This is a genomic window from Pseudomonas sp. PNPG3 (genome assembly GCF_023093815.1).
Lineage (GTDB): Bacteria > Pseudomonadota > Gammaproteobacteria > Pseudomonadales > Pseudomonadaceae > Aquipseudomonas > Aquipseudomonas asiatica.
Window position 1 is genome coordinate 22,238 of the sequence record NZ_JALLKV010000027.1, and the last position, 21,604, is coordinate 43,841.

The following is a 21,604-nucleotide window of genomic DNA, read 5'->3' on the forward strand; positions in this document are numbered from 1 at the left end:
ATTCGTAGAGAAAGCGATGATTTGTTCCAGTTATTTCATCGTCAGTCCCGTGCAGAATCTGATTAATTCGTTGACTCTTATCGCATTGATTCCATTTATCTCGCGGTCGCAGTCGAAAGATAACGAGACTGAAGTTGATCTAGATTCGGAAGGGGCTCCGCTAAGCTCATGAACGACGTACCATTCCAGTGAATCGTTGTTTTTTCTGAAAAACTCTCAACGCTCACAGGGGCAAGGTGGAGTTCTAGGCTTTGGGTGAAAGAGATTATGAACGGGCGCTTCCAAATACGTCATTTAACATAATACTCATTATGCGCTAGCCTATATTTGGTCACCAGACCACGAGTGAGGCACTTTGGGACCAGGGAAAGCTCCCTGGTCGATTTGATCTTCCCGCTCTGATCGATCGCTGGCCCACCAGCGCGGTCGTCAATCCGGTACCTCTGTCCGTGGTGCCTGCGATGCAAAAACGAAATCAGACCTTCGCACCTCAAGCGTCAGGCCAGCCATGTGCTTTCAGATTTGCGCGCAGGCCAGGAGCTTTCGGCATCACCGCACTTACTGTTCAGCCTTGCCCATCCCATTTCCATCCGCTGCCATTTGGAACGCAACGCGTGCGCATCCTCATTCCATGCCTCGTGTATGGATTGCAGGCTACGGCGATCAGTTCACATGATCGGCCTTATCGTTCAGCTCCCTGAATCCAGTCGCGCACCAACCGTTCACGTTGTTCATCAGATAACGCCGGCCTGCTGCAGGCCAAAGTTTACCTTGATCATGAAGTAGCGACCGTCTGCTGGCTTCTTCGCGGGAAAGCCCTGCACCCGCATGTAGAACGCAAGCTTGAGGTTAACGCGGTACCTGTGGGAGCGGCGCCGCGCCGGCTTCTTCACGGTGAACCCTCCCAAAAGTACAACACAAGCTTCAGGTTCACACGATAACTATGGGAGCGGCTTCAGCCGCGGACTGACTGGCATGCGACTACTGACGATACCGGGACAGCACCCTGCGGAACACTACGTTTGCGCCTAATATGCAAATAAATTATAACTATGCTAAATATTCATTTAGAGTAGTTATATTAAAGCACCCACCTACCTGAGCATCCGCACCGAACTGGTCGCATCACAGGCCATATCCAGGTCTTCTCCTGAGAGGATTTGCGCGTAATGATCCTTTAACTCCTGCTCCCAGCTCGCCACTTCTTCAAGCAAATGCTCGGCTTGATCCCGTGTCAGTGCAAAGTGCGTATGGTGGCTGAGCAGATTGCTCCGGCTGACCTGGCTGCCCTCCCGGCCAATCGCCATGGCCAAGGCCTTCGCGGGCCCCTCATCAAGCATCGGCAATACGTCGTACATCGGTGAAAGCCGCCACTTCCCGCCAACCCAGACCACTGCATGGTTGCGCGGATGGTCGTCGGAGTTGCCTGCCAGGGCGTTGTAGCACATGCGTTTGAACAGCTCCTGCAGGTCGCCATCCGGCACTCCCCGCCGACGCATCTCGTCTGCCACGGCGGCATAGCGCCAATCCCTGTGGTGCGGGCCATCCCACTCCGAGTCGAGCAAAGTCAGAGCACTGAGCATCGGTATGCGCCTAGCGCCCTCGGCAATGGGCGTGCGGTCAAAGCGCTCGACCAGCAATGTAGATGGGTTTTCAGCATGCAGCGCGGTCCGGGCCACGTTAATACCCTTCCCCGCCGCAAATGTCATACAGGCGTACTCAATCGTCGGTAGGTCGTAGTGGTCAAACCGATCGCGTGGTTTAGCCAGAATGAGCATCCCTTTGTCCTGAAGGGTGCGTTTCGGTCGTGCGCCACCCAACGCAGAGCGTTGCTGCCGCACATTCAGCGTAGCGGCGGATTCACTGTCGAGCTGCCCGTCATATACCGTTTCACAAGCGGCAACGAATCTTGCCAGACCCATCAGGTTCGGTACCGCACCCCCGCCAATGCCTTCGGCAGGAGTTGTGGCGCTGCCTGCCATCAGGTTGCCGACGCGATCGTTGTTTGGTGATTTGAGCAGAAAGTCGATTGTGCCCAGGTCTTGCCCGTAAGCCCGGTGCAGCAGTCGCTCCCCCCAGCCGTCAGGCATGGCATCATTGATGAAGCCAGGTATGCCGCGGTTCTTGGTAATGCCGGAGTAGGCTTCGGCGCGCAGAGGGTAATTGATCGGGTCAGGTATCCAGCCGCCACGCGCCACCTGGTCTGGGGCATACAGGAACTCGCCCACCTTACCTTTCAGCGTTAGCCGCCCAAGAGTCATGACTTCGCCCGTTTCCGGGTGCTCCATATAGATGTACGCGCGAGACATCAGAACTCCTCGGGCTTGGGCTTCGCCAGCCGTACACGCTTGGCCGCGATGCCCTGATGCGCGTCGTGGCCTCGGGTGAAGCGTGTGATCTGTGAGCTTTTTTCCAGGCCCTCCAGCGACGAGAACACCGTATCACTGATACCAAGTCGCCACAGCACCAGCATGAACGACCGTAGGTCCACTAGCTCGGAGCCGCTCTCGATCTTGCGCAGGGTATGCGCTGAAACATCGATAGCTGCCTTGAGGTCAGCCTGGCGCAGGCCTAGCGCCAGGCGCCGGGCCTTGACCAACAACCCGATTTTACTGAGTGTGTCGGCACATGCGACGGGAAAGTAGTCCGGCATAAGGCTTACCATGGTTAACATTAATCAATTTAAAGTTAACCATATCACACATTACGCAGGGCTTTCCCAAACCTAATGTCTATATGGGTTTACCTTATAAAGGGTAAGGCTCACTATGGTTGACATTATTTTTCAAATCAGCCCGCCAAAACGCCTGTAAAAGCCTTCATTCACATCCGGCAACGGCCCATCAGCCGTCTCCAGCGCTACATTCAGCCATTCTTCCGCCTTGGCAAACACCAGCCGATAGAGGTTACGGCACAACTGTCGCGCGGCCCTTCCCTCCCAATCCCCAGGCAGCAGCTCGTCCGGCAGTTGCGGGTCACGCAGCAGCAGCCGACGGTATTCGTGAATCAGCAGCGTACGCGCCAGGAAGCAATCCTGCGCATCAAGTTGTTGCTGCTCTTTCAAACCTTGCCAGAGCGGCCTGAACAGCTGGATGAACTCGCTGTACTGCTGCCCCAGTTCGTCGATGCGCCAGCTTTCCCTCACCTGGGCACGCATGGCCTTGGATGCCAGCACTTCCTGGGTGTGGGTTTCGAAGACGATGCTGTCGTCGCTCGCCTCCAGGTCACGCAAGGTGGCAGCCAGGTCGGCGCGGTCTGCCCGTGGGCAGCCCAGCAGGTTCGGCGCCATGGTCCCGAAGCCCTGCCACTCCAACTCTTCACGCAAAGCCTTGCGCTTGCCGGCCTCCAGTTGCGAGAGCAAAACCAGTGTCCAGGCACCGTCCCAGGCTGGCTGGCTGGGGCTGTAGACCCGCTTGAAGGCCTTCTCGAAACGCCGGCGGCCGGTACCTGTCAGGCTGTAGTAGCTGCGGCGGCCAACCTTTTCGGCAGTGAGCCAGCCTTCCTTGGTAAGGCGGAAGATCGATGTGCGGATCAGGCGCTCGTTGATGCCGATCGGCTCCAGCAGGTTGATCAGGCTACCCAGCCAGACGGTTCCGCCGTGGGGCTCGATGGCGTCGCCGTACAAAGTGATGATCAGGGAACTGGCGCGGATCGGCGTCTGTTCCTGGAAGCGGGTGATCAGGTTGTTCAGTGGGGCGAGATTGCTCATGGGCGAACTGTGCACGGTTAAAGCACCGACTATACCTGCGCGGCAGGCCGCCTGACCATTGCGTGACGCTGCCAGGCTCATGCCGATGCCTGGCCTTTGGGCCTGACGCCGGTGTCTTCCATGCGTGGGCGCTCGGGCTCGACCTCGGTCAGTGGCGGGCATTCGACCATACTGTTCATGCAGCGTTGCGCCAGGTGCTGATACTCCGCCGTGCCACGTTGCTTCCAGGCCAGTTCCTGTTCGGTCAGTGGGCGCTTGACCTGAGCTGGCGAGCCCATCACCAGGCTTTGTGCCGCACATTCGAAACCCGCCTTGACGAATGCCGTGGCCGCGACGATGCAGCGCGGTGCCACATGGGCACCATCCATCACCACCGCGTTCATGCCGATCAGGGCGTCTTCGCCCACGCGACAGCCGTGCAGCACGGCGCCATGCCCGACATGCCCGTTGCGTTCGACCACCGTATCGCCCCCCGGGAAACCATGCATCACGCAGGTGTCCTGCAGGTTGGCACCCTCCTCCAGCACGATACGGCCGAAATCCCCCCTTAGTGACGCCAGTGGGCCGACGTAGCAACGAGGGCCGACGATGACATCACCAATCAGCACGGCGCTAGGGTGCACGTAGGCTGTCGGATGAACCACGGGCGTCAGGCCGTCCAGTCGATAGCAAGGCATGGCAAAGCTCCTGAAATGATTTCAAATGCGCCTTGATCTTGTATCACAATCTTGTGATGCGTCAATCGCCATGGTCGTGTATCGCTTTTGTCGGGGTCATCGAGCTCCATTAAATGCAGCGTTAATCGTTAATTACAAGGTGATGAAGCGATTCAACATCAGAAAACCCTTTGCTGAGGCAGGTGTCACCCCTGCAAAAAGAGATACATGAAACAATTTTGAATGTTGCTTTTTTGTATCGCGTAATGCATATACTGGTTCCACCTGGACGTGACCCCCGCATCACGCCCCTGCAAACAATTCCAAGAAATGCCGGCCCCACGATGTGCCGTGCGTGCAGCCAGAGGAACCCGACATGCCGCGATATCTTGATGTGCAGGCGCCCGAACAGGGCGTCCAGCTCATTACCCTGCAACGGCCCGAGGCGCTCAACGCCCTGTGCACCGAGCTACTGGCAGAGCTGGCCGCAGCGCTGGAAGCGGCTGGGCAAGACGAACAGACCCGCGCGGTGGTCATCACCGGCAGCCGCAAGGCATTCGCCGCAGGCGCCGATATCCGCGAGATGGCCGAGCGCGACCTGGTCGGCATCCTCAACGACCCCCGGGTGGCCCACTGGCAAAGCATCGCCGCCTTCGCCAAGCCACTGATCGCCGCCGTCAACGGCTACGCCCTGGGTGGCGGCTGCGAACTGGTGATGTGTGCCGACATCGTCATCGCCGGCAGCGACGCCCGTTTCGGCCAGCCGGAAATCAACCTCGGCATTATCCCCGGTGCCGGTGGCACCCAACGCCTGCTGCGGGCAGTAGGCAAGCCGCTGGCCATGCAAATGGTGCTGACCGGTGAAGCCATCACCGCCCCTCATGCATTGCAGGCCGGGCTGGTCAGCGAAATCACCCAGCCGGAACTCACCGTAGAACGCGCCCTGCACATCGCCCGCAGCATCGCCGCCAAGGCCCCGCTGGCAGTGCGCCTGGCCAAGGAAGCGTTGCTCAAGGCCGGCGATACCGACCTGGCCAGCGGCCTGCGTTTCGAACGCCATGCCTTCACCTTGCTGGCCGGCACCGCCGACCGCGACGAAGGTATCCGTGCCTTCCAGGAAAAACGCCAGGCCCGCTTCCAGGGCCGCTGATCATCTTTCCCTCGACTGACGGAGCGAGCCTGTCATGACTTTCCAGCACATCCTGTTTTCCATCGAGGACGGCGTCGCCCTCCTCTCGTTGAATCGCCCCGAGCAGCTGAACAGCTTCAATACCGCCATGCACCTGGAAGTGCGCGAGGCGCTCAAGCAAGTACGCCAGAGCAGCGAAGCCCGGGTGTTGTTGCTGACTGCCGAAGGCCGGGGTTTCTGCGCCGGCCAGGACCTGTCCGATCGCAACGTCGCCCCGGGCGCTGAGATGCCGGACCTGGGCGAATCGATCGACAAGTTCTACAACCCGCTGGTGCGCACCCTGCGCGACCTGCCGCTGCCGGTGATCTGTGCGGTGAACGGCGTGGCAGCCGGCGCCGGTGCCAACATCCCGCTGGCCTGCGACCTGGTGCTGGCGGCCCGCTCGGCCAGCTTCATCCAGGCCTTCTGCAAGATCGGCCTGGTACCCGACTCCGGCGGCACCTGGCTGCTGCCGCGTCTGGTCGGCATGGCACGGGCCAAGGCTCTGGCCATGCTGGGCGAGCGCCTGGGCGCCGAACAGGCCCAGCAATGGGGGCTGATCCACCGCGTGGTGGACGATGCCGCGCTGCGTGACGAAGCCCTCACCCTCGCCCGCCAGCTCGCCACCCAGCCCACTTACGGCCTGGCCCTGATCAAGCGCAGCCTGAACGCCAGCTTCGACAACGGTTTCGATGAACAGCTGGAGCTGGAGCGCGACCTGCAGCGCCTGGCCGGGCGCAGCGAGGACTATCGCGAAGGCGTGAGTGCCTTCATGAACAAGCGCACGCCGACATTCAAGGGGCGTTGATCATGAGCGCACTCGCAAGCAATGCCCAAGTGGCGGTGATCGGTGCAGGCGCCATGGGCGCAGGCATCGCCCAGGTTGCGGCCCAGGCCGGCCACCCGGTAAAGCTCTACGACAACCGCCCGGGCGCTGCCGCCCAGACGGTGGCCGGCATAGACCGGCAACTTGCCCGCCTGGTGGAAAAAGGCAAGATGCAGGCTACCGAACGGGAAGCCATAAGCGCCCGGCTGTGCCCGGTAGACGCCCTCGAAGCCCTGGCCGATGCTCATCTGGTGATCGAGGCCATCGTCGAGAACCTGCAGGTCAAGCAGGCGCTGTTCAGCCAGCTGGAAGCCTTGTGCGCCACCGACTGCATCCTCGCCAGCAACACTTCGTCGCTGTCCATCACCAGCCTCGCCGCCGGGCTGCAACGCCCGCACCAGGTGGTTGGCATGCACTTCTTCAACCCGGCGCCGCTGATGGCCCTGGTCGAAGTGGTCTCGGGCCTGGCCACCGCCCCGGCTGTTGCCGCGTGCATTCATGCCACCGCCCAGGCCTGGGGCAAGCAGCCGGTGCACACGCGCTCCACGCCGGGCTTCATCGTCAACCGTGTGGCGCGGCCGTTCTACGCCGAAAGCCTGCGCCTGCTGCAGGAAGGCGCAGCCGATTGCGCCAGCCTCGATGCGCTGCTGCGTGATGCCGGTGGTTTCCGCATGGGCGCGTTCGAACTCACCGACCTGATCGGCCACGATGTCAATTACGCCGTTACCTGTTCGGTCTTCGATGCGTTCTATGGCGACTTCCGCTTCCAGCCTTCGCTGGTGCAAAAAGAACTGGTGGACGCGGGCCGCCTCGGGCGCAAGACCGGCCAAGGCTTCTATAGCTATGCCGAAGGCGCCGAACGCCCGCAGCCAGCCGAACTGCATAGCCCCGCCATAGTCGATGCCTGCGTCGTCGAAGGCGACCTGGGGGTGATGCAGCCGCTGGTCGAACGCCTGCGCCAAAGCGGCGTCGCCGTGACCCAGCGCGCCGGCAGCGGCCTGATCCAGGTGGGCGATGCCACCCTGGCGCTGTCCGATGGCCGCCTGGCCAGCCAGCGCGCCCGGGAAGACGGCCTGCGCAACCTGGTGCTGCTCGACCTTGCCTTGGACTACACCAACGCCACCCGCCTCGCCATCAGCTGGTCGGCCGACACCAGCGACAACGCTCGCGACCAGGCGGTGGCCTTGCTGCGGCGTGCCGGCCTGAAGGTAACGGCGGTCGCCGACCTGCCCGGCCTGGTGGTGCTGCGTACCGTGGCGATGCTCGCCAACGAGGCCGCCGATGCCGTGCTGCAAGGTGTCGGCAGCGCCGCCGACATCGACCTGGCCATGCGCGCCGGCGTCAACTACCCCTGCGGCCCGCTGGCCTGGGCCGCGAACCTCGGCATCCCCCACACCCTGCGCGTGCTCGACAACCTGCAGCGCAGCTACGGCGAGAGCCGCTACCGCCCTTCCCTGCTGTTACGCCGCTGCGAAGCCAAAGGAGGCACCCTGCATGACTGAAGTCGAACTGGCACAAGCCTGTGCCGAGGCCATGTACGCCCGCGACCAGGCCACCCAGGGCCTGGGCATCCGCCTGCTGGAAGCCGGCCCGGGCCAGGCATGCCTGCGCATGCCGGTACGCGCCGACATGATCCAGGGGCATGGCACCTGCCATGGCGGCTTCCTGTTCGCCCTGGCCGACTCGGCATTTGCCTTCGCCTGCAACAGCCACGACCAGGCCACCGTCGCCCTGGGCTGCAGCATCGAATACCTGGCCCCGGCGCTGCGCGATGACGTGCTTACCGCCTGCGCCAGCGAGGTCAGCCGCAAGGGCCGCACCGGCCTGTACCACGTCCGCATCGAGAACCAGCGCGGTGAGCTGGTGGCGATGTTCCATGGCAAATCCTACAAAGTGCGCGGCACCGTGCTGGCGCAGGAGACGCAAGATGACTGAACACACTCAAGCCGATGCCTTGATCATCGACGCCGTGCGCACCCCCATCGGCCGTTATGCCGGCGCCTTGAGCGGCGTGCGCGCCGATGACCTGGCCGCTATCCCGCTCAAGGCCCTGATCCAGCGCCACCCCGAACTGGACTGGAAAGCCATCGACGACGTCATCCTCGGCTGTGCCAACCAGGCTGGCGAGGACAACCGCAACGTCGCGCACATGGCCAGCTTGCTGGCCGGGTTGCCGATCGAAGTGCCGGGCACCACCATCAACCGCCTGTGTGGCTCCGGCCTGGATGCCATCGGCAATGCAGCCCGCGCCCTGCGCTGCGGCGAAGCCGGGCTGATGCTGGCCGGCGGCGTGGAGTCGATGTCACGCGCGCCGTTCGTCATGGGCAAGTCGGAGCAGGCGTTCGGCCGTGCGGCCGAACTGTTCGACACCACCATCGGCTGGCGTTTCGTCAACCCGCTGATGAAGGCGGCCTTCGGCACCGACTCGATGCCGGAAACGGCCGAGAACGTTGCGCAGCAGTTTGGTATTTCCCGCGCCGACCAGGACGCCTTTGCCCTGCGTAGCCAGCACAAGGCCGCTGCCGCCCAGGCACGCGGGCGCCTGGCACGGGAAATCGTGCCGGTCGAGATCCCGCAGCGCAAAGGGCCGGCCAAAGTGGTCGAGCACGACGAACATCCCCGCGGCGACACCACCCTGGAGCAACTGGCCAGGCTGGGTACCCCGTTCCGCGACGGCGGCAGCGTCACCGCCGGCAATGCCTCCGGGGTCAACGATGGTGCCTGCGCCCTGCTGCTCGCCAGCAGCGCCGCCGCCCGCCGTCATGGCCTGAAGGCTCGCGGCCGCATCGTCGGCATGGCGGTGGCCGGGGTCGAACCACGGCTGATGGGCATCGGCCCGGTACCAGCTACCCGCAAGGTGCTGGAGCTTGTCGGGCTGTCGCTGGCCGACATGGACGTCATCGAACTCAACGAGGCTTTTGCCGCCCAGGGCCTTGCGGTACTGCGCGAGCTCGGCCTGGCCGACGACGACGCGCGGGTCAACCGCAACGGCGGTGCCATCGCCCTTGGCCACCCATTGGGCATGAGCGGTGCACGCCTGGTCACCACCGCGTTGCACGAGCTGGAAGAAACCGCCGGACGCTACGCCCTGTGCACCATGTGCATCGGCGTTGGCCAAGGCATCGCGATGGTCATCGAACGCCTCTGAGCAGCTCAGACCATCGGCTTGTTACCGAACCGAACGCAGCCGTATATGCTGCTTCCATGACACTCACCACGCGGCCTGCAACCGGTACCGCGCGGCGTACAAGAACAATTCGAGTGAAGCCATGAACATGTACCATGATGCCGATCGTGCCCTGCTGGACCCGATGGAAACCGCCAGTGTCGACGCCCTGCGCCAGCACCAGCTGGAGCGCCTGCGCTGGAGCCTGAAGCACGCCTACGACAACGTACCGCTGTACCGCCAGCGCTTTGCCGAGTGCGGTGCCCACCCCGACGACCTCAAGTGCCTGGAAGACCTGGCGAAGTTCCCCTTCACCGGCAAGAACGACCTGCGCGACAACTACCCCTACGGCATGTTCGCCGTGCCCCAGCAAGAGGTGGTGCGCCTGCACGCCTCCAGTGGCACCACCGGCAAGCCGACGGTGGTGGGCTACACCCAGAACGACATCGACACTTGGGCCAATGTGGTCGCCCGCTCGATCCGCGCCGCGGGTGGGCGCAAGGGGGACAAGGTGCATGTCTCCTACGGCTACGGCCTGTTCACCGGCGGGCTTGGCGCGCATTACGGTGCCGAGCGTCTGGGCTGCACGGTGATCCCCATGTCCGGTGGCCAGACCGAGAAGCAGGTGCAGCTGATTCGCGACTTCCAGCCCGACATCATCATGGTCACCCCCTCCTACATGCTCAACCTGGCCGACGAGATCGAGCGCCAGGGCATCGACCCGCAAGACCTCAAGCTGCGCCTGGGCATATTCGGCGCAGAGCCGTGGACCGACGAGCTGCGCCGCTCTATCGAGCAACGGCTGGGCATCGATGCCCTCGACATTTATGGCCTGTCGGAAATCATGGGGCCTGGAGTGGCGATGGAGTGCCTCGAAACCAAGGATGGCCCGACCATCTGGGAGGACCATTTCTACCCCGAGATCATCGACCCGGTCACCGGTGCGGTGCTGCCGGACGGCCAACTGGGCGAACTGGTGTTCACCTCACTGAGCAAGGAAGCGTTGCCCATGGTGCGCTACCGCACCCGCGACCTCACTCGCCTGCTGCCCGGTACCGCCAGGCCAATGCGGCGGATCGGCAAGATCACCGGCCGCAGCGATGACATGCTGATCATTCGCGGGGTCAACGTGTTCCCGACCCAGATCGAGGAGCAGGTGCTAAAAATAAAACAGCTTTCCGAGCTTTATGAGATTCATCTGTATCGCAATGGCAACCTGGATAGCGTCGAGGTGCATGTGGAACTGCGTGCGGAGTGTCAGCACCTCGATGAAGGCCAGCGCAAGCTGTTGACCGGGGAGCTGACCAAGCAGATCAAGACCTATATCGGCATCAGCACCCAGGTGCGCCTGCAGCCCTGCGGCACGCTCAAGCGTTCCGAGGGCAAGGCCTGCCACGTGTACGACAAACGGTTGGCCAGCTGATTCATTCGGCTGCCTTTTCGGCCCCGGCATCGTCCGGGGCTTTTTTTTGGCTGGCCTCTTCGCGGGTAAACCCGCTCCCACAGGAATTGCATGATGCCTGGGGGCTGCACATGACCTGTGGGAGCGGGTTTACCCGCGAAAGGGCCGCCAATGTGATACACAAATCTTATTCGATACACATAAAACTGTTTGACGTTATGTTTTGTATCGCTTACAAATGACTCATGCCTTAGCAGGAGTCGGAACACATGTACGCACAGCTAGTGGAAACCGGAGTCAAGCGCGTCAAGTCGCTGGAAGAGATGTCGCCCGAGGAGCGCAACTTCCAGGAAAAGATCGACGCCGAAATCAAGATCGAAGCCAAGAACTGGATGCCCGAGGCCTACCGCCAGACCCTGATCCGGCAGATCTCCCAGCACGCCCACTCGGAAATCGTCGGCATGCTGCCCGAAGGCAACTGGGTCACCCGTGCCCCCAGCCTCAAGCGCAAGCTGCAGCTGATGGCCAAGATCCAGGACGAAGCCGGCCACGGCCTGTACCTGTACAGCGCCATGGAAACCCTGGGCGCCGACCGTGATGAGGAAATCGCCAAGCTGCACAGCGGCAAGGCCAAGTACTCGAGCATCTTCAACTACCCCACCCTCAGCTGGGCCGACATGGGCGCAGTGGGCTGGCTGGTGGACGGCGCCGCCATCGTCAACCAGGTGGTGCTGCAGCGCACCTCCTACGGCCCCTATTCACGCGCGATGATCCGCATCTGCAAGGAAGAGAGCTTCCACCAGCGCCAGGGCTACGAAATCCTCCTGACCATGATGCGCCACGGCACCCAGGCCCAGCGGGACATGGTCCAGGATGCGATCAACCGCCTGTGGTGGCCGGCACTGATGATGTTCGGCCCCAGCGACGAGCATTCCCCCAACAGCGCCCAGTCCATGGCCTGGAAGATCAAGCGCCAGACCAACGATGAACTGCGCCAGCGCTTCATCGACCAGACCGTGCCGCAGCTCGAACTGCTCGGCTGCACCGCCCCCGACCCCGAACTGAAGTGGAACGCCGAGCGCGGCCACTACGACTTCGGCGAAATCCAGTGGGACGAGTTCTACGAAGTGATCAAGGGCAATGGCCCGTGCAACCAGGAACGTGTCGCCACTCGGCGCAAGGCCATCGAGGACGGCGCCTGGGTACGCGAGGCCGCCGTGGCCTACGCGCGCAAGCAACAGAACAAGAACGCCGCCTGAGCGGCGATTGATGCGGAGATCGAAAATGTCTGTCTGGACCCTCTACGAAGTGTTCGTGCGCAGCAAGCACGGCCTTAACCACAAGCATGTCGGCAGCGTGCACGCCGCCGATGCCGCCATGGCCATCGAAAACGCCCGCGAGCTGTACACCCGCCGCAGCGAAGGCGTGAGCCTGTGGGTGGTGCCCTCGGCACTGATCACCGCCTCTTCCCCGGACGAGAAAGACCCGCTGTTCGCCCCTGCGGACGACAAGGTCTACCGCCATGCCAGCTTCTACGAACTGCCCGACGAAGTCGGACACATGTGAGGTTGGCCATGCACAACGAAACCCTTGTCCCCTACCTGCTGCTGCTCGGCGACAGTGCCCTGGTGCAGGGCCAGCGCCTCTGCGAATGGTGTGGCCGCGCCCCGGCCATCGAAGAAGAACTGGCCCTGATGAACGTCGGCCTCGACCTGGTAGGCCAGGCGCGCAACTGGCTGGAATACGCCGCCGAGCTGCTCGATGATGGCCGTGACGCCGACGCCCTGGCCTTCCGCCGTGACGAGCGCGCCTATCGCAACCTGTTGCTGGTCGAGCAGCCCAACGGCGATTTCGCCGTGACCATGACCAAGCAGTTCTTCTATGACGCCTGGCATTTCGCCGTGCTTCAGGGGCTGGTCGGCTCGAACGACGGGCGTATCGCCGGTATTGCCGCCAAGGCCCTGAAGGAAGTCACCTACCACCTGCGCCGCTCCAGCGAGTGGGTGCAACGCCTGGGCGGTGGCACCGAAGAAAGCCGCCAACGCATGCTCGCGGCCATCCCGGCACTGTGGCGCTTCACCGTCGAACTGGCCGCCGGTAGCGACAATGAAGTGCACCTGGCGCAAGCGGGTATCGCCGCCGATCCCGCTGCCGTCGGCGCGGCCTGGCTCAAGCAGGTTGGCGAGACCTTCGCTTCGGTCGAACTGCCGTTGCCCAAGGCCGCCAGCCACTTCTACCTGGACGGCCGCAAAGGCCTGCACACCGAGCACCTGGGCCTGCTGCTGGCCGAGATGCAGTTCCTGCCAAGGGCCTACCCCGATGCAACCTGGTGAGCTGATTGCCGGCGACCGTGGCGCCCGCGCGCCACGCGGCGATGACCTGGCCCGGGCCTGGGCGGTACTGGCCCAGGTCATGGACCCGGAAGTGCCCGTGGTCAGCGTGGTCGACCTGGGCATCGTGCGCGACCTCGACTGGCGCGCCGGGCACCTGCACCTGGTCGTCACACCGACCTACTCCGGCTGCCCTGCCACCGAGGTGATCGAAGGGGATATCCGCCAGGCGCTGGAGCAGGCCGGCTTCCCCGCGCCGCTGCTCGAGCGCCGGCTGACCCCGGCCTGGAGCACCGACTGGATCAGCGAACTGGGCCGCGAGCGCCTGCGCGCCTACGGCATCGCCCCGCCACAGGGCAGCACCAGCAAACGCAGCCTGCTCGGCGAGGCGCCGCAGGTTTGCTGCCCGCAGTGCGGCAGCGCCCATACCGAATTGCTCAGCCAGTTCGGCTCCACGGCTTGCAAGGCGCTTTACCGCTGCCGCGAGTGCCTGGAGCCGTTCGACTATTTCAAATGCATTTGAGCCGTGGAGAACGCCATGAGCCAGTTTCACAGCCTGACCATCAAGCAAGTGCGCAACGAGACCCGCGATGCGGTGTCGATTGCCTTCGACGTGCCCGAGCACCTGCAGGCGCAGTTCCGTTTCACCCAGGGCCAGTATCTGGTCATGCGCACCCACCTGGATAACGAAGAAGTCCGCCGTTCCTATTCCATCTGCAGCGCCGTGCAGGATGGCGAACTGCGTGTGGCGGTAAAACGCGTGCCAGGCGGGCGCTTCTCGTCATTTGCCAACGACGTGCTCAAGGCAGGCCAGCAACTGGAAGTGATGCCGCCGTCGGGCAGCTTCTTCGTGCCACTGGAACCGGCCCGCCAGGGCAACTACCTGGGCGTGGCTGCCGGCAGCGGCATCACGCCGATCCTGTCGATCATCGCCACTACCTTGGCCAGCGAGCCGCACAGCCGCTTCACCCTGCTGTACGGCAACCGCTCCAGCTCTGGCGCACTGTTCCGCGACAAGCTGGAAGACCTGAAGAACCGTTACCTCGACCGCCTGAACCTGATTTTCGTGTTCAGCCGCGAGCAGCAGGATGTCGACCTGTACAACGGCCGCATCGATGCCGACAAGTGCGGCCAGTTGTTCTCGCGCTGGATGGACGTTGCCAACCTGGACGCTGCATTCATCTGCGGCCCACAGGCGATGACCGAGACGGTGCGCGACAGCCTGCAGGCCAATGGCCTGGCCAAGGACCGTATCCATTTCGAGCTGTTCGCCGCAGCCGGCAGCGAAGCCCGCCGGGAGGCCCGCGAGGCGGCGCGCCAGGTGGATTCGGCGCTCAGTCACATCACCGTGATCAGCGACGGCCGCGCGCTTACCTTCGACCTGCCACGCAATACCCAGAACGTGCTGGACGCCGGCAATGCAATCGGCGCCGAACTGCCGTACTCCTGCAAGGCCGGCGTGTGCTCGACCTGCAAGTGCCGGGTAATCGAGGGCGAAGTGGAGATGGACAGCAACCATGCCCTGGAGGATTACGAAGTGGCGGCCGGGTATGTGCTGTCGTGCCAGACCTACCCGGTGAGCGACAAGGTGGTGCTCGATTTCGACCAGCTCTGAGACCGCGTCGCCTGCTTCGCGGGTGAACCCGCTCCCACAGGGACTGCACAAGACCTGAGAGCAGCGCCCTACCTGTGGGAGCGGGTTCACCCGCGAAGAGGCCCTAAGCAACACCGCAACACCCGCGTGACCTCAACAAAACAATTACAACACCCAGAGATCGCAACCCATGACACCCGAACGCATAGAAAGCATCGCCAACCACCCCGACTTCCAGCACCTGGTGCAGCGCAAACGCCGCCTCAACGGCAGCCTGACCCTGGCCATGCTGGTGATCTACTACGGCTTCGTCCTGCTGGTGGCGTTTTCCCCCAGCACCCTCGGCCAGTCCCTCAGCGGTGGCGTGACCACCGTTGGCATGCTGGTGGGCGTGCTGATGGTACTGCTGTCCTTCGCCTTGACCGGCATCTACGTGCACCGCGCCAACAACGTGCTCGACCCGCTCAACGACAAGGTCAAGCAGGAGTGCGCACAATGAACTGGACTGCCATCTCGATGTTCATGGTGTTCGTCTGCTTCACCCTGCTGGTCACCCGCTGGGCTGCCATGCGCACGCGCTCGGCCAGCGATTTCTACACCGCCGGCGGGGGCCTGACCGGCATGCAGAACGGCTTGGCGATCGCCGGCGACATGATCAGCGCCGCCTCGTTCCTGGGCATTTCGGCAATGATGTTCATGAACGGCTATGACGGCCTGCTGTATGCCCTGGGCGTACTGGCCGGCTGGCCGATCATCCTGTTCCTGATCGCCGAGCGCCTGCGCAACCTGGGCAAGTACACCTTCGCCGACGTGGTCAGCTACCGCCTGGCGCAAACCCCGGTGCGCCTGACCTCGGCCTTCGGCACCCTGGTGGTGGCGCTGATGTACCTGGTGGCACAGATGGTCGGTGCCGGCAAGCTGATCGAACTGCTGTTCGGCATCAGCTACCTGTACGCGGTAATGCTGGTCGGTGTGCTGATGGTCGCCTACGTCACTTTCGGCGGCATGCTCGCCACCACCTGGGTGCAGATCATCAAGGCGGTGATGCTGCTGTCGGGCACCAGCTTCATGGCCTTCATGGTGCTCAAGCATTTCGGCTTCAGCACCGAAGCGATGTTCGCCAGCGCCGTGGCCGTGCATGCCAAGGGCCAGGCGATCATGGCCCCGGGCGGCCTGCTGTCCAACCCGGTGGATGCCATTTCCCTGGGCCTGGGCATGATGTTCGGTACTGCCGGCCTGCCGCATATCCTGATGCGCTTCTTCACCGTCAGCGATGCCAAGGAAGCGCGCAAGAGCGTGTTCTATGCCACCGGGTTCATCGGTTACTTCTACCTGCTGCTGATCGTCATCGGCTTTGGTGCGATCGTCATGGTCGGCACCGAACCGTCCTACCGTGATGCCACCGGCGCCATTATCGGCGGCGGCAACATGGTCGCCGTGCACCTTGCCCAGGCCGTAGGTGGCAATCTGTTCCTCGGCTTCATCTCCGCCGTGGCCTTCGCCACCATCCTGGCAGTGGTCGCGGGCCTGGCGCTGTCCGGTGCATCGGCGGTTTCCCACGACCTGTATGCCTGCGTGGTGCGCCAGGGCAAGGCTAGCGAGCAGGAGGAAATGCGCGTGTCGCGTATCGCCACGCTGCTGATCGGCCTGCTGGCGGTCATCCTCGGGCTGATGTTCGAGTCGCAGAACATCGCCTTCCTCTCGGGGCTGGTGCTGGCCGTGGCCGCCTCGGTCAACTTCCCGGTGCTGCTGCTTTCGATGTTCTGGAAAGGCCTGACCACCCGCGGCGCAGTGTGCGGCAGCATGGCCGGCCTGGTTTCGGCGGTGCTGCTGGTGGTACTGGGCCCGGCGGTGTGGGTCAACGTGCTGCATCACGAAGCGGCGCTGTTCCCCTACAGCAACCCGGCACTGTTCTCCATGAGCCTGGCCTTCCTCGGCGCCTGGGTGTTCTCGGTCACTGACAGCTCCGAACGCGCCAACCAGGAACGTGGCCGCTACCTGGCCCAGTTCATCCGTTCCATGACCGGAATCGGCGCCGCCGGCGCCAGCAAGCACTGACTCTCAGGGAAGAACAACCATGTCGGGTAAAACAACAACAATGAACCGCACGCACTTCATTTCGGCCGCCTGGCTGGCGACCCTCGCCTTGCCGATGCCGGCGATGGCAGACTTCATCGGCGACAGCCACGCTCGGTTGGAGCTGCGCAACCATTACCTCAACCGCGACTTCCGCCAAAGCAATGCACCGCAGGCCAAGGCCGAGGAATGGGGCCAGGGCTTTACCGCCAAGCTGGAGTCGGGCTTCACCGAAGGCCCGGTCGGCTTTGGTGTCGACGCCATGGGCCAACTGGGCATCAAGCTCGACTCCAGCCGCGACCGGCGCAATACCGGCCTGCTGCCTTTCGGCCCGAACAGCCATGAACCGGTCGACGACTACAGCGAACTGGGCCTGACCGGCAAGGTGCGGGTGGCCAAGAGCACCCTGCGCCTGGGGACCTTGCAACCGATCCTGCCGGTGGTGGTGTACAACGACACCCGCCTGCTGGCCTCCACCTTCCAGGGTGGCCTGCTCACCAGCCAGGACCTGGCCGGCCTGACCTTCAACGCCGGCCGCCTGACCAAGGCCAACCTGCGTGATTCCTCGGGCCGCGACGACATCGGCTACGGCGCCGCCAGCAGCGACCACCTGGACTTCGGCGGCGGCAGCTACGCCATCACCCCGCAAACCAGCGTCAGTTACTACTACGCCAAGCTCGAAGACATCTACCGCCAGCAGTTCGTCGGCCTGATCGATACTCGCCCGCTGGGCGAAGGCCTGAGCCTGCGCACCGACCTGCGCTACTTCGACAGCCGCAACGACGGCGCCGAGCGTGCCGGCAACATCGACAACCGCAACTTCAACGCCATGTTCACCCTTGGCGTACGGGCCCACAAGTTCACCGCCGCCTGGCAGCAGATGTCCGGCGACAGTGCCTTCCCGTTCGTGAACGGCGGCGACCCGTTCACCGTCAACCTGGTCACCTACAACACCTTCACCCGCGCCGGGCTGGACTCGTGGCAGGTGCGCTACGACTACGACTTCGTCGCCATGGGTATCCCCGGCCTGAGCTTCATGACCCGCTACACCGATGGCCGCCACGCCGAAACCGCCACTGTCAGCAACGGCCGTGAGCGTGAGCGCGACACCGACATCACCTATGTCATCCAGAGCGGCCCGTTCAAGGACGTCAGCCTGCGCTGGCGCAACGTCACCTTCCGTTCCGGCAATGGCCTGACCAACGCCGTGGACGAAAACCGCCTGATCATCGGCTACACCGTGGCGCTGTGGTAACAGCGCCCCCCTCTACATTGGAGAACAGCATGTCTGCCGCCCCTACCCTGCAAAGCTTCATCGCCGGCCGCTGGCTTGGCCAGCACGGCGCCCAGGCCCTGCGTAGCGCCCTGGATGGCCACGTCCTGGCCTACAGCCACGAAGAGCGCCCGGACTTCGCCGAAGCCGTGGACTTTGCCCGCGCCCGTGGCCTGGCCACGCTGATGGCCATGGACTTCCAGCAACGCGCTGCCCGCCTGAAGGCACTGGCCCTGTACCTGGCCGAGCGCAAGGAGCAGCTCTACGCCCTGTCCCACCACAGCGGTGCCACCCGTGCCGACAGCTGGATCGACATCGAAGGCGGCAACGCCACGCTGTTCTCCTATGCGGGCATCGGCAGCCGTGAACTGCCGTCGGGCAATCTGGTGCACGAAGGCCCGGCCATCCCGCTGGGCAAGCAAGGCCATTTCGCCGGCAGCCACATCCTGGTGCCGCGCGCCGGCGTGGCGGTGCACATCAACGCCTTCAACTTCCCCATCTGGGGCATGCTGGAGAAGTTCGCCCCGACCTTCCTGGCCGGCATGCCGTGCATCGTCAAGCCGGCGACCTCGACCAGCTACCTGACCGAGGCCGTGGTGCGGCTGATGAATGCATCCGGGCTATTGCCCGAAGGCAGCCTGCAGCTGGTGATCGGCAGCACCGGCGACCTGCTCGACCGCCTGCAAGGCCAGGACGTGGTGACCTTCACCGGTTCCGCCGACACCGCCGCCAAGTTGCGCGTCACGCCGAACCTGGTGCGCAACTCGGTGCCGTTCACCGCCGAAGCCGATTCGCTCAACTGCGCCATCCTCGGCCCGGACGTGACCCCGGACAGCGAAGAGTTCGACCTGTATATCAAGGAGGTGGTCCGCGAAATGACCACCAAGGCCGGCCAGAAATGCACCGCCATCCGCCGCGCCATCGTACCGGCCAGGCACATCGACGCGGTTGCCACGCGCCTGCGCGAGCGGCTGGCCAAGGTGGTTGTCGGTGACCCGTCGCTGGAAGGCGTGCGCATGGGCGCCCTGGCCTCCCACGACCAGCAGCACGATGTGGCCGAGCGAGTGCGCAGCCTGCTGCAGAGCTGCGACCAGCTGTTCGGTGCCAGCGATGGCTTTGCGCCGCGTGGCGAGGGCGTGGCCGAGGGCGCGTTCTTTGCTCCGACCTTGCTGCAGGCCCGTGACCCGCATGCCGAAGGCGGTGCCCACGATATCGAAGCGTTCGGCCCGGTCAGCACGCTGATGGCCTATGACGACCTCGATGAAGCCCTGGCGCTGGCCGCGCGGGGCAAAGGCAGCCTGGTGGCGACCCTGGTTACCGCCGACCGCAGCGTGGCAGCCAAGGCCATTCCAGTGGCTGCCGCCTGGCACGGCCGCCTGCTGGTACTCGACAGCGAAGCGGCCAAGGAATCCACCGGGCATGGCTCGCCATTGCCGCAACTTAAGCACGGCGGCCCGGGCCGCGCTGGTGGTGGTGAAGAGCTGGGTGGCCTGCGTGCCGTCAAGCATTACCTGCAGCGTGCCGCAGTACAGGGTTCGCCGAGCATGCTGACGGCGGTAACCGGCGAATACGTGCGCGGTGGCGAAGTGATCGAAACCGAAGTACACCCGTTCCGCCGCTATTTCGAGCAGTTGCGCATCGGCGAGTCGCTGCTCACCCACCGGCGCACCGTGACCGAAGCCGACCTGGTCAACTTCGGTTGCCTGTCGGGTGACCATTTCTACATGCACTTCGACGAGATCGCCGCCAAGGAATCGCAGTTCGGCAAGCGCATCGCCCACGGCTATTTCGTGTTGTCGGCAGCGGCCGGGCTGTTCGTCTCCCCGGGTGCAGGCCCGGTACTGGCCAACTACGGCCTGGATACCCTGCGTTTCATCAACCCGGTCGGCATCGGCGACACCATCCAGGCGCGCCTGACCTGCAAGCGCAAGATCGACCAGGGCAAGACCAGCCCGCTGGGCCAGCCCCAGGGCGTGGTGGCGTGGGATGTGGAGGTGACCAACCAGCTGGGCGAGCTGGTCGCCAGCTACGACATTCTCACCCTGGTGCTGAAACAGCCCTGACAGTGCCGTTGGTCAGGGGCGGTGGATATCCAACCGACCTCCCCTGGCTGTTGCCGCTCTCATTCAATGAGGGGTGGTCAATGGCTTCGCCTCTCACTCCTGTATTGGGCCCGCCTGATCGCGGGCCTTTTTTTCATCGAGAGCGAGGGTTGCGAGATGAAAGAGTTTACTGCGATGGGTGGCGGCAGCGCACAGGATGACTGGCCGGAGCTCGAGCCGGACCGGCGCAATGACCGGGCAGATGACCCGGATGCCGACCCCAATGTGACTGAAGACGAAGAAAACCGCCCGGGCGTACCGGCCAGCGACCCCGAGTCCGGTGCCTGACCGTCATGCAGACGGTCTGCGCGATCCCCTGTGGGAGATTGCCCAGCCCTTTGGGTCGCGCTTTCGCACAGATAACTGAATTCGCAAGCGATCCTCGTACCCTGTGGGAGCGGCTTTAGCCGCGAAGAATCCAACGCGGTGCATGGCACCGGCTGCGCCGGTGTTCGCGGCTAAAGCCGCTCCCACAGAGGATCGTGCCAACTTTTAGAATTTGAGCAGGACATTTGTTCCCGCACGGATTGTGCAGTCGGGGAATCACATTGTCGCCGCAGACTGGTTCGGCTTGCCGCCGGATACCCGCCAGCTCACCGCGGTAATCCCGTAGCGCTCGGCCATCGGCCTGCTGACTTTCCTGATTTTTTCGCGCCCGAACTTCGGAATGATGCCGATGCCCGCATCACAACTTGCCCAATGCCAGGCCTCGGCGTTGTCCAGCGTCTCCAGACGAATGATGAAACTGCGCGGCTTGCCATGCAGTTGGTAATCGATGATGTATAGCTGTGGGCCAGGCATCGCAGGGGCCTCCTCTTCTCCATGGATGACACCCTGATTGATCGGGGTACGGCCAGAAGATTCAAAAAAATGTCGAGCAACAGGTACCAAAGGCCATTGCAGCCTCGGTACACAGGAGGTGGCCGGTACCCGGCACTGCGGGTACCGGGTGCCCAGAAGCATTCAACTCACTGTTGGCGGCCCCCGCCGTGGCTGTTCTGGCCGCCCTTGCGACCGGCCTCCGATGCGCGTTGGCGGTCGTTGGCGAAGTTGCCGCCAGAAGCCTGCCCACCCTTGTGCCCCGCACGGGAGGCCCGTTCCCGGTCATTGGCAAAATTGCCAGGGTTGGTTTCCTTGGTGCCGCCGCGCTGGCTGGTTCGTTCTTGATCCTGCGCCATGTGGTATCTCCTTGCGATGGATTGGCTGCTCGCATGGATGTTCGCCATGCCTTGGTTCCGAGCCGCCAATCACGCAGTCTGCTCAATGGTTTTGCCGGCAACTGACCAGTGGCACCAAACATGG

General features: G+C 63.5%; 23 protein-coding genes. 16 read left to right on the forward strand and 7 right to left on the reverse strand.

Annotated elements, in window-relative coordinates:
* Positions 1 to 734: 734 nt before the first annotated feature.
* From MJ643_RS17965 to paaY, 5 genes are all read right to left on the reverse strand, one after another.
* Positions 735 to 893, reverse strand: a complete 159-nt coding sequence (locus tag MJ643_RS17965; protein WP_155418799.1) for a hypothetical protein — start codon at positions 891 to 893, stop codon at positions 735 to 737.
* A gap of 201 nt (positions 894 to 1,094) precedes the next feature.
* Positions 1,095 to 2,309 carry a type II toxin-antitoxin system HipA family toxin gene (locus MJ643_RS17970; protein ID WP_023663235.1) on the reverse strand — a complete coding sequence of 405 codons (1,215 nt, stop codon included), beginning with the start codon at positions 2,307 to 2,309 and terminating at the stop codon, positions 1,095 to 1,097.
* A complete protein-coding gene (locus tag MJ643_RS17975; protein ID WP_013972604.1) occupies positions 2,309 to 2,653 on the reverse strand; it encodes a helix-turn-helix domain-containing protein in 345 nt (114 codons plus the stop codon). Before MJ643_RS17975 ends, MJ643_RS17970 begins: the two co-directional genes overlap by 1 nt.
* A gap of 132 nt (positions 2,654 to 2,785) precedes the next feature.
* Positions 2,786 to 3,709, reverse strand: a complete 924-nt coding sequence (gene paaX / locus MJ643_RS17980; RefSeq protein WP_024087123.1) for a phenylacetic acid degradation operon negative regulatory protein PaaX — start codon at positions 3,707 to 3,709, stop codon at positions 2,786 to 2,788.
* 77 nt (positions 3,710 to 3,786) lie between these two features.
* A complete protein-coding gene (paaY, locus tag MJ643_RS17985; protein ID WP_038409635.1) occupies positions 3,787 to 4,386 on the reverse strand; it encodes a phenylacetic acid degradation protein PaaY in 600 nt (199 codons plus the stop codon).
* A 355-nt stretch (positions 4,387 to 4,741) separates the two neighbouring features.
* Here paaY and paaF point away from each other — a divergent pair, with 355 nt between their 5' ends.
* The 16 genes from paaF (at position 4,742) to MJ643_RS18065 (ending at position 20,590) form a co-directional block, all read left to right on the forward strand.
* A complete protein-coding gene (gene paaF, locus MJ643_RS17990; protein WP_038409636.1) occupies positions 4,742 to 5,515 on the forward strand; it encodes a 2,3-dehydroadipyl-CoA hydratase PaaF in 774 nt (257 codons plus the stop codon).
* Positions 5,516 to 5,549: 34 nt separating this feature from the next.
* Entirely contained in the window at positions 5,550 to 6,341 is a 792-nt protein-coding gene (paaG, locus tag MJ643_RS17995; protein ID WP_038409637.1) for a 2-(1,2-epoxy-1,2-dihydrophenyl)acetyl-CoA isomerase PaaG, read from the forward strand.
* Between the two features lie 2 nt (positions 6,342 to 6,343).
* Positions 6,344 to 7,861 (forward strand): 3-hydroxyacyl-CoA dehydrogenase PaaH, encoded by a 1,518-nt coding sequence (paaH, locus tag MJ643_RS18000; protein ID WP_038409638.1) that lies wholly within the window; start codon positions 6,344 to 6,346, stop codon positions 7,859 to 7,861.
* Positions 7,854 to 8,294 carry a hydroxyphenylacetyl-CoA thioesterase PaaI gene (gene paaI, locus MJ643_RS18005; protein WP_038409639.1) on the forward strand — a complete coding sequence of 147 codons (441 nt, stop codon included), beginning with the start codon at positions 7,854 to 7,856 and terminating at the stop codon, positions 8,292 to 8,294. The genes paaH and paaI overlap by 8 nt, the downstream gene beginning before the upstream one ends.
* Positions 8,287 to 9,507 carry a 3-oxoadipyl-CoA thiolase gene (pcaF, locus tag MJ643_RS18010; RefSeq protein WP_013972611.1) on the forward strand — a complete coding sequence of 407 codons (1,221 nt, stop codon included), beginning with the start codon at positions 8,287 to 8,289 and terminating at the stop codon, positions 9,505 to 9,507. Before paaI ends, pcaF begins: the two co-directional genes overlap by 8 nt.
* A 121-nt stretch (positions 9,508 to 9,628) precedes the next feature.
* On the forward strand, positions 9,629 to 10,948 hold the full coding sequence (gene paaK, locus MJ643_RS18015; RefSeq protein ID WP_013972612.1) for a phenylacetate--CoA ligase PaaK: 1,320 nt from the start codon (positions 9,629 to 9,631) through the stop codon (positions 10,946 to 10,948).
* A 248-nt stretch (positions 10,949 to 11,196) separates the two neighbouring features.
* The gene (paaA, locus tag MJ643_RS18020) at positions 11,197 to 12,186 is read left to right on the forward strand and encodes a 1,2-phenylacetyl-CoA epoxidase subunit PaaA (protein ID WP_015270325.1); all 990 of its coding nucleotides are present in this window, start codon (positions 11,197 to 11,199) and stop codon (positions 12,184 to 12,186) included.
* Between the two features lie 25 nt (positions 12,187 to 12,211).
* Positions 12,212 to 12,493: a 1,2-phenylacetyl-CoA epoxidase subunit PaaB gene (paaB, locus tag MJ643_RS18025; RefSeq protein ID WP_013972614.1), complete on the forward strand. Its 282-nt coding sequence runs from the start codon at positions 12,212 to 12,214 to the stop codon at positions 12,491 to 12,493.
* Between the two features lie 8 nt (positions 12,494 to 12,501).
* Complete coding sequence (gene paaC, locus MJ643_RS18030) at positions 12,502 to 13,260, forward strand: 1,2-phenylacetyl-CoA epoxidase subunit PaaC (RefSeq protein ID WP_038409640.1); 759 nt, start codon at positions 12,502 to 12,504, stop codon at positions 13,258 to 13,260.
* Entirely contained in the window at positions 13,247 to 13,780 is a 534-nt protein-coding gene (gene paaD, locus MJ643_RS18035; RefSeq protein ID WP_013972616.1) for a 1,2-phenylacetyl-CoA epoxidase subunit PaaD, read from the forward strand. The genes paaC and paaD overlap by 14 nt, the downstream gene beginning before the upstream one ends.
* A 15-nt stretch (positions 13,781 to 13,795) precedes the next feature.
* Positions 13,796 to 14,872: a 1,2-phenylacetyl-CoA epoxidase subunit PaaE gene (paaE, locus tag MJ643_RS18040; protein WP_024087129.1), complete on the forward strand. Its 1,077-nt coding sequence runs from the start codon at positions 13,796 to 13,798 to the stop codon at positions 14,870 to 14,872.
* A gap of 169 nt (positions 14,873 to 15,041) precedes the next feature.
* Complete coding sequence (locus tag MJ643_RS18045) at positions 15,042 to 15,350, forward strand: DUF485 domain-containing protein (protein ID WP_004376242.1); 309 nt, start codon at positions 15,042 to 15,044, stop codon at positions 15,348 to 15,350.
* On the forward strand, positions 15,347 to 16,909 hold the full coding sequence (locus MJ643_RS18050; RefSeq protein ID WP_023661132.1) for a cation acetate symporter: 1,563 nt from the start codon (positions 15,347 to 15,349) through the stop codon (positions 16,907 to 16,909). The genes MJ643_RS18045 and MJ643_RS18050 overlap by 4 nt, the downstream gene beginning before the upstream one ends.
* A 40-nt stretch (positions 16,910 to 16,949) precedes the next feature.
* Positions 16,950 to 18,182, forward strand: coding sequence for an OprD family porin (locus MJ643_RS18055; protein ID WP_031324467.1), 1,233 nt, complete (start codon positions 16,950 to 16,952; stop codon positions 18,180 to 18,182).
* 29 nt (positions 18,183 to 18,211) lie between these two features.
* Positions 18,212 to 20,263, forward strand: coding sequence for a phenylacetic acid degradation bifunctional protein PaaZ (gene paaZ, locus MJ643_RS18060; protein ID WP_208209474.1), 2,052 nt, complete (start codon positions 18,212 to 18,214; stop codon positions 20,261 to 20,263).
* 156 nt (positions 20,264 to 20,419) lie between these two features.
* The gene (locus MJ643_RS18065; RefSeq protein ID WP_156155236.1) at positions 20,420 to 20,590 is read left to right on the forward strand and encodes a hypothetical protein; all 171 of its coding nucleotides are present in this window, start codon (positions 20,420 to 20,422) and stop codon (positions 20,588 to 20,590) included.
* 255 nt (positions 20,591 to 20,845) lie between these two features.
* On the opposite strand, the gene MJ643_RS18070 is transcribed toward MJ643_RS18065, so the two are convergent.
* Positions 20,846 to 21,103 (reverse strand): DUF6555 family protein, encoded by a 258-nt coding sequence (locus MJ643_RS18070; RefSeq protein WP_013972621.1) that lies wholly within the window; start codon positions 21,101 to 21,103, stop codon positions 20,846 to 20,848.
* Positions 21,104 to 21,270: 167 nt separating this feature from the next.
* A complete protein-coding gene (locus tag MJ643_RS18075; RefSeq protein ID WP_003259459.1) occupies positions 21,271 to 21,480 on the reverse strand; it encodes a general stress protein in 210 nt (69 codons plus the stop codon).
* Positions 21,481 to 21,604 lie beyond the last annotated feature (124 nt).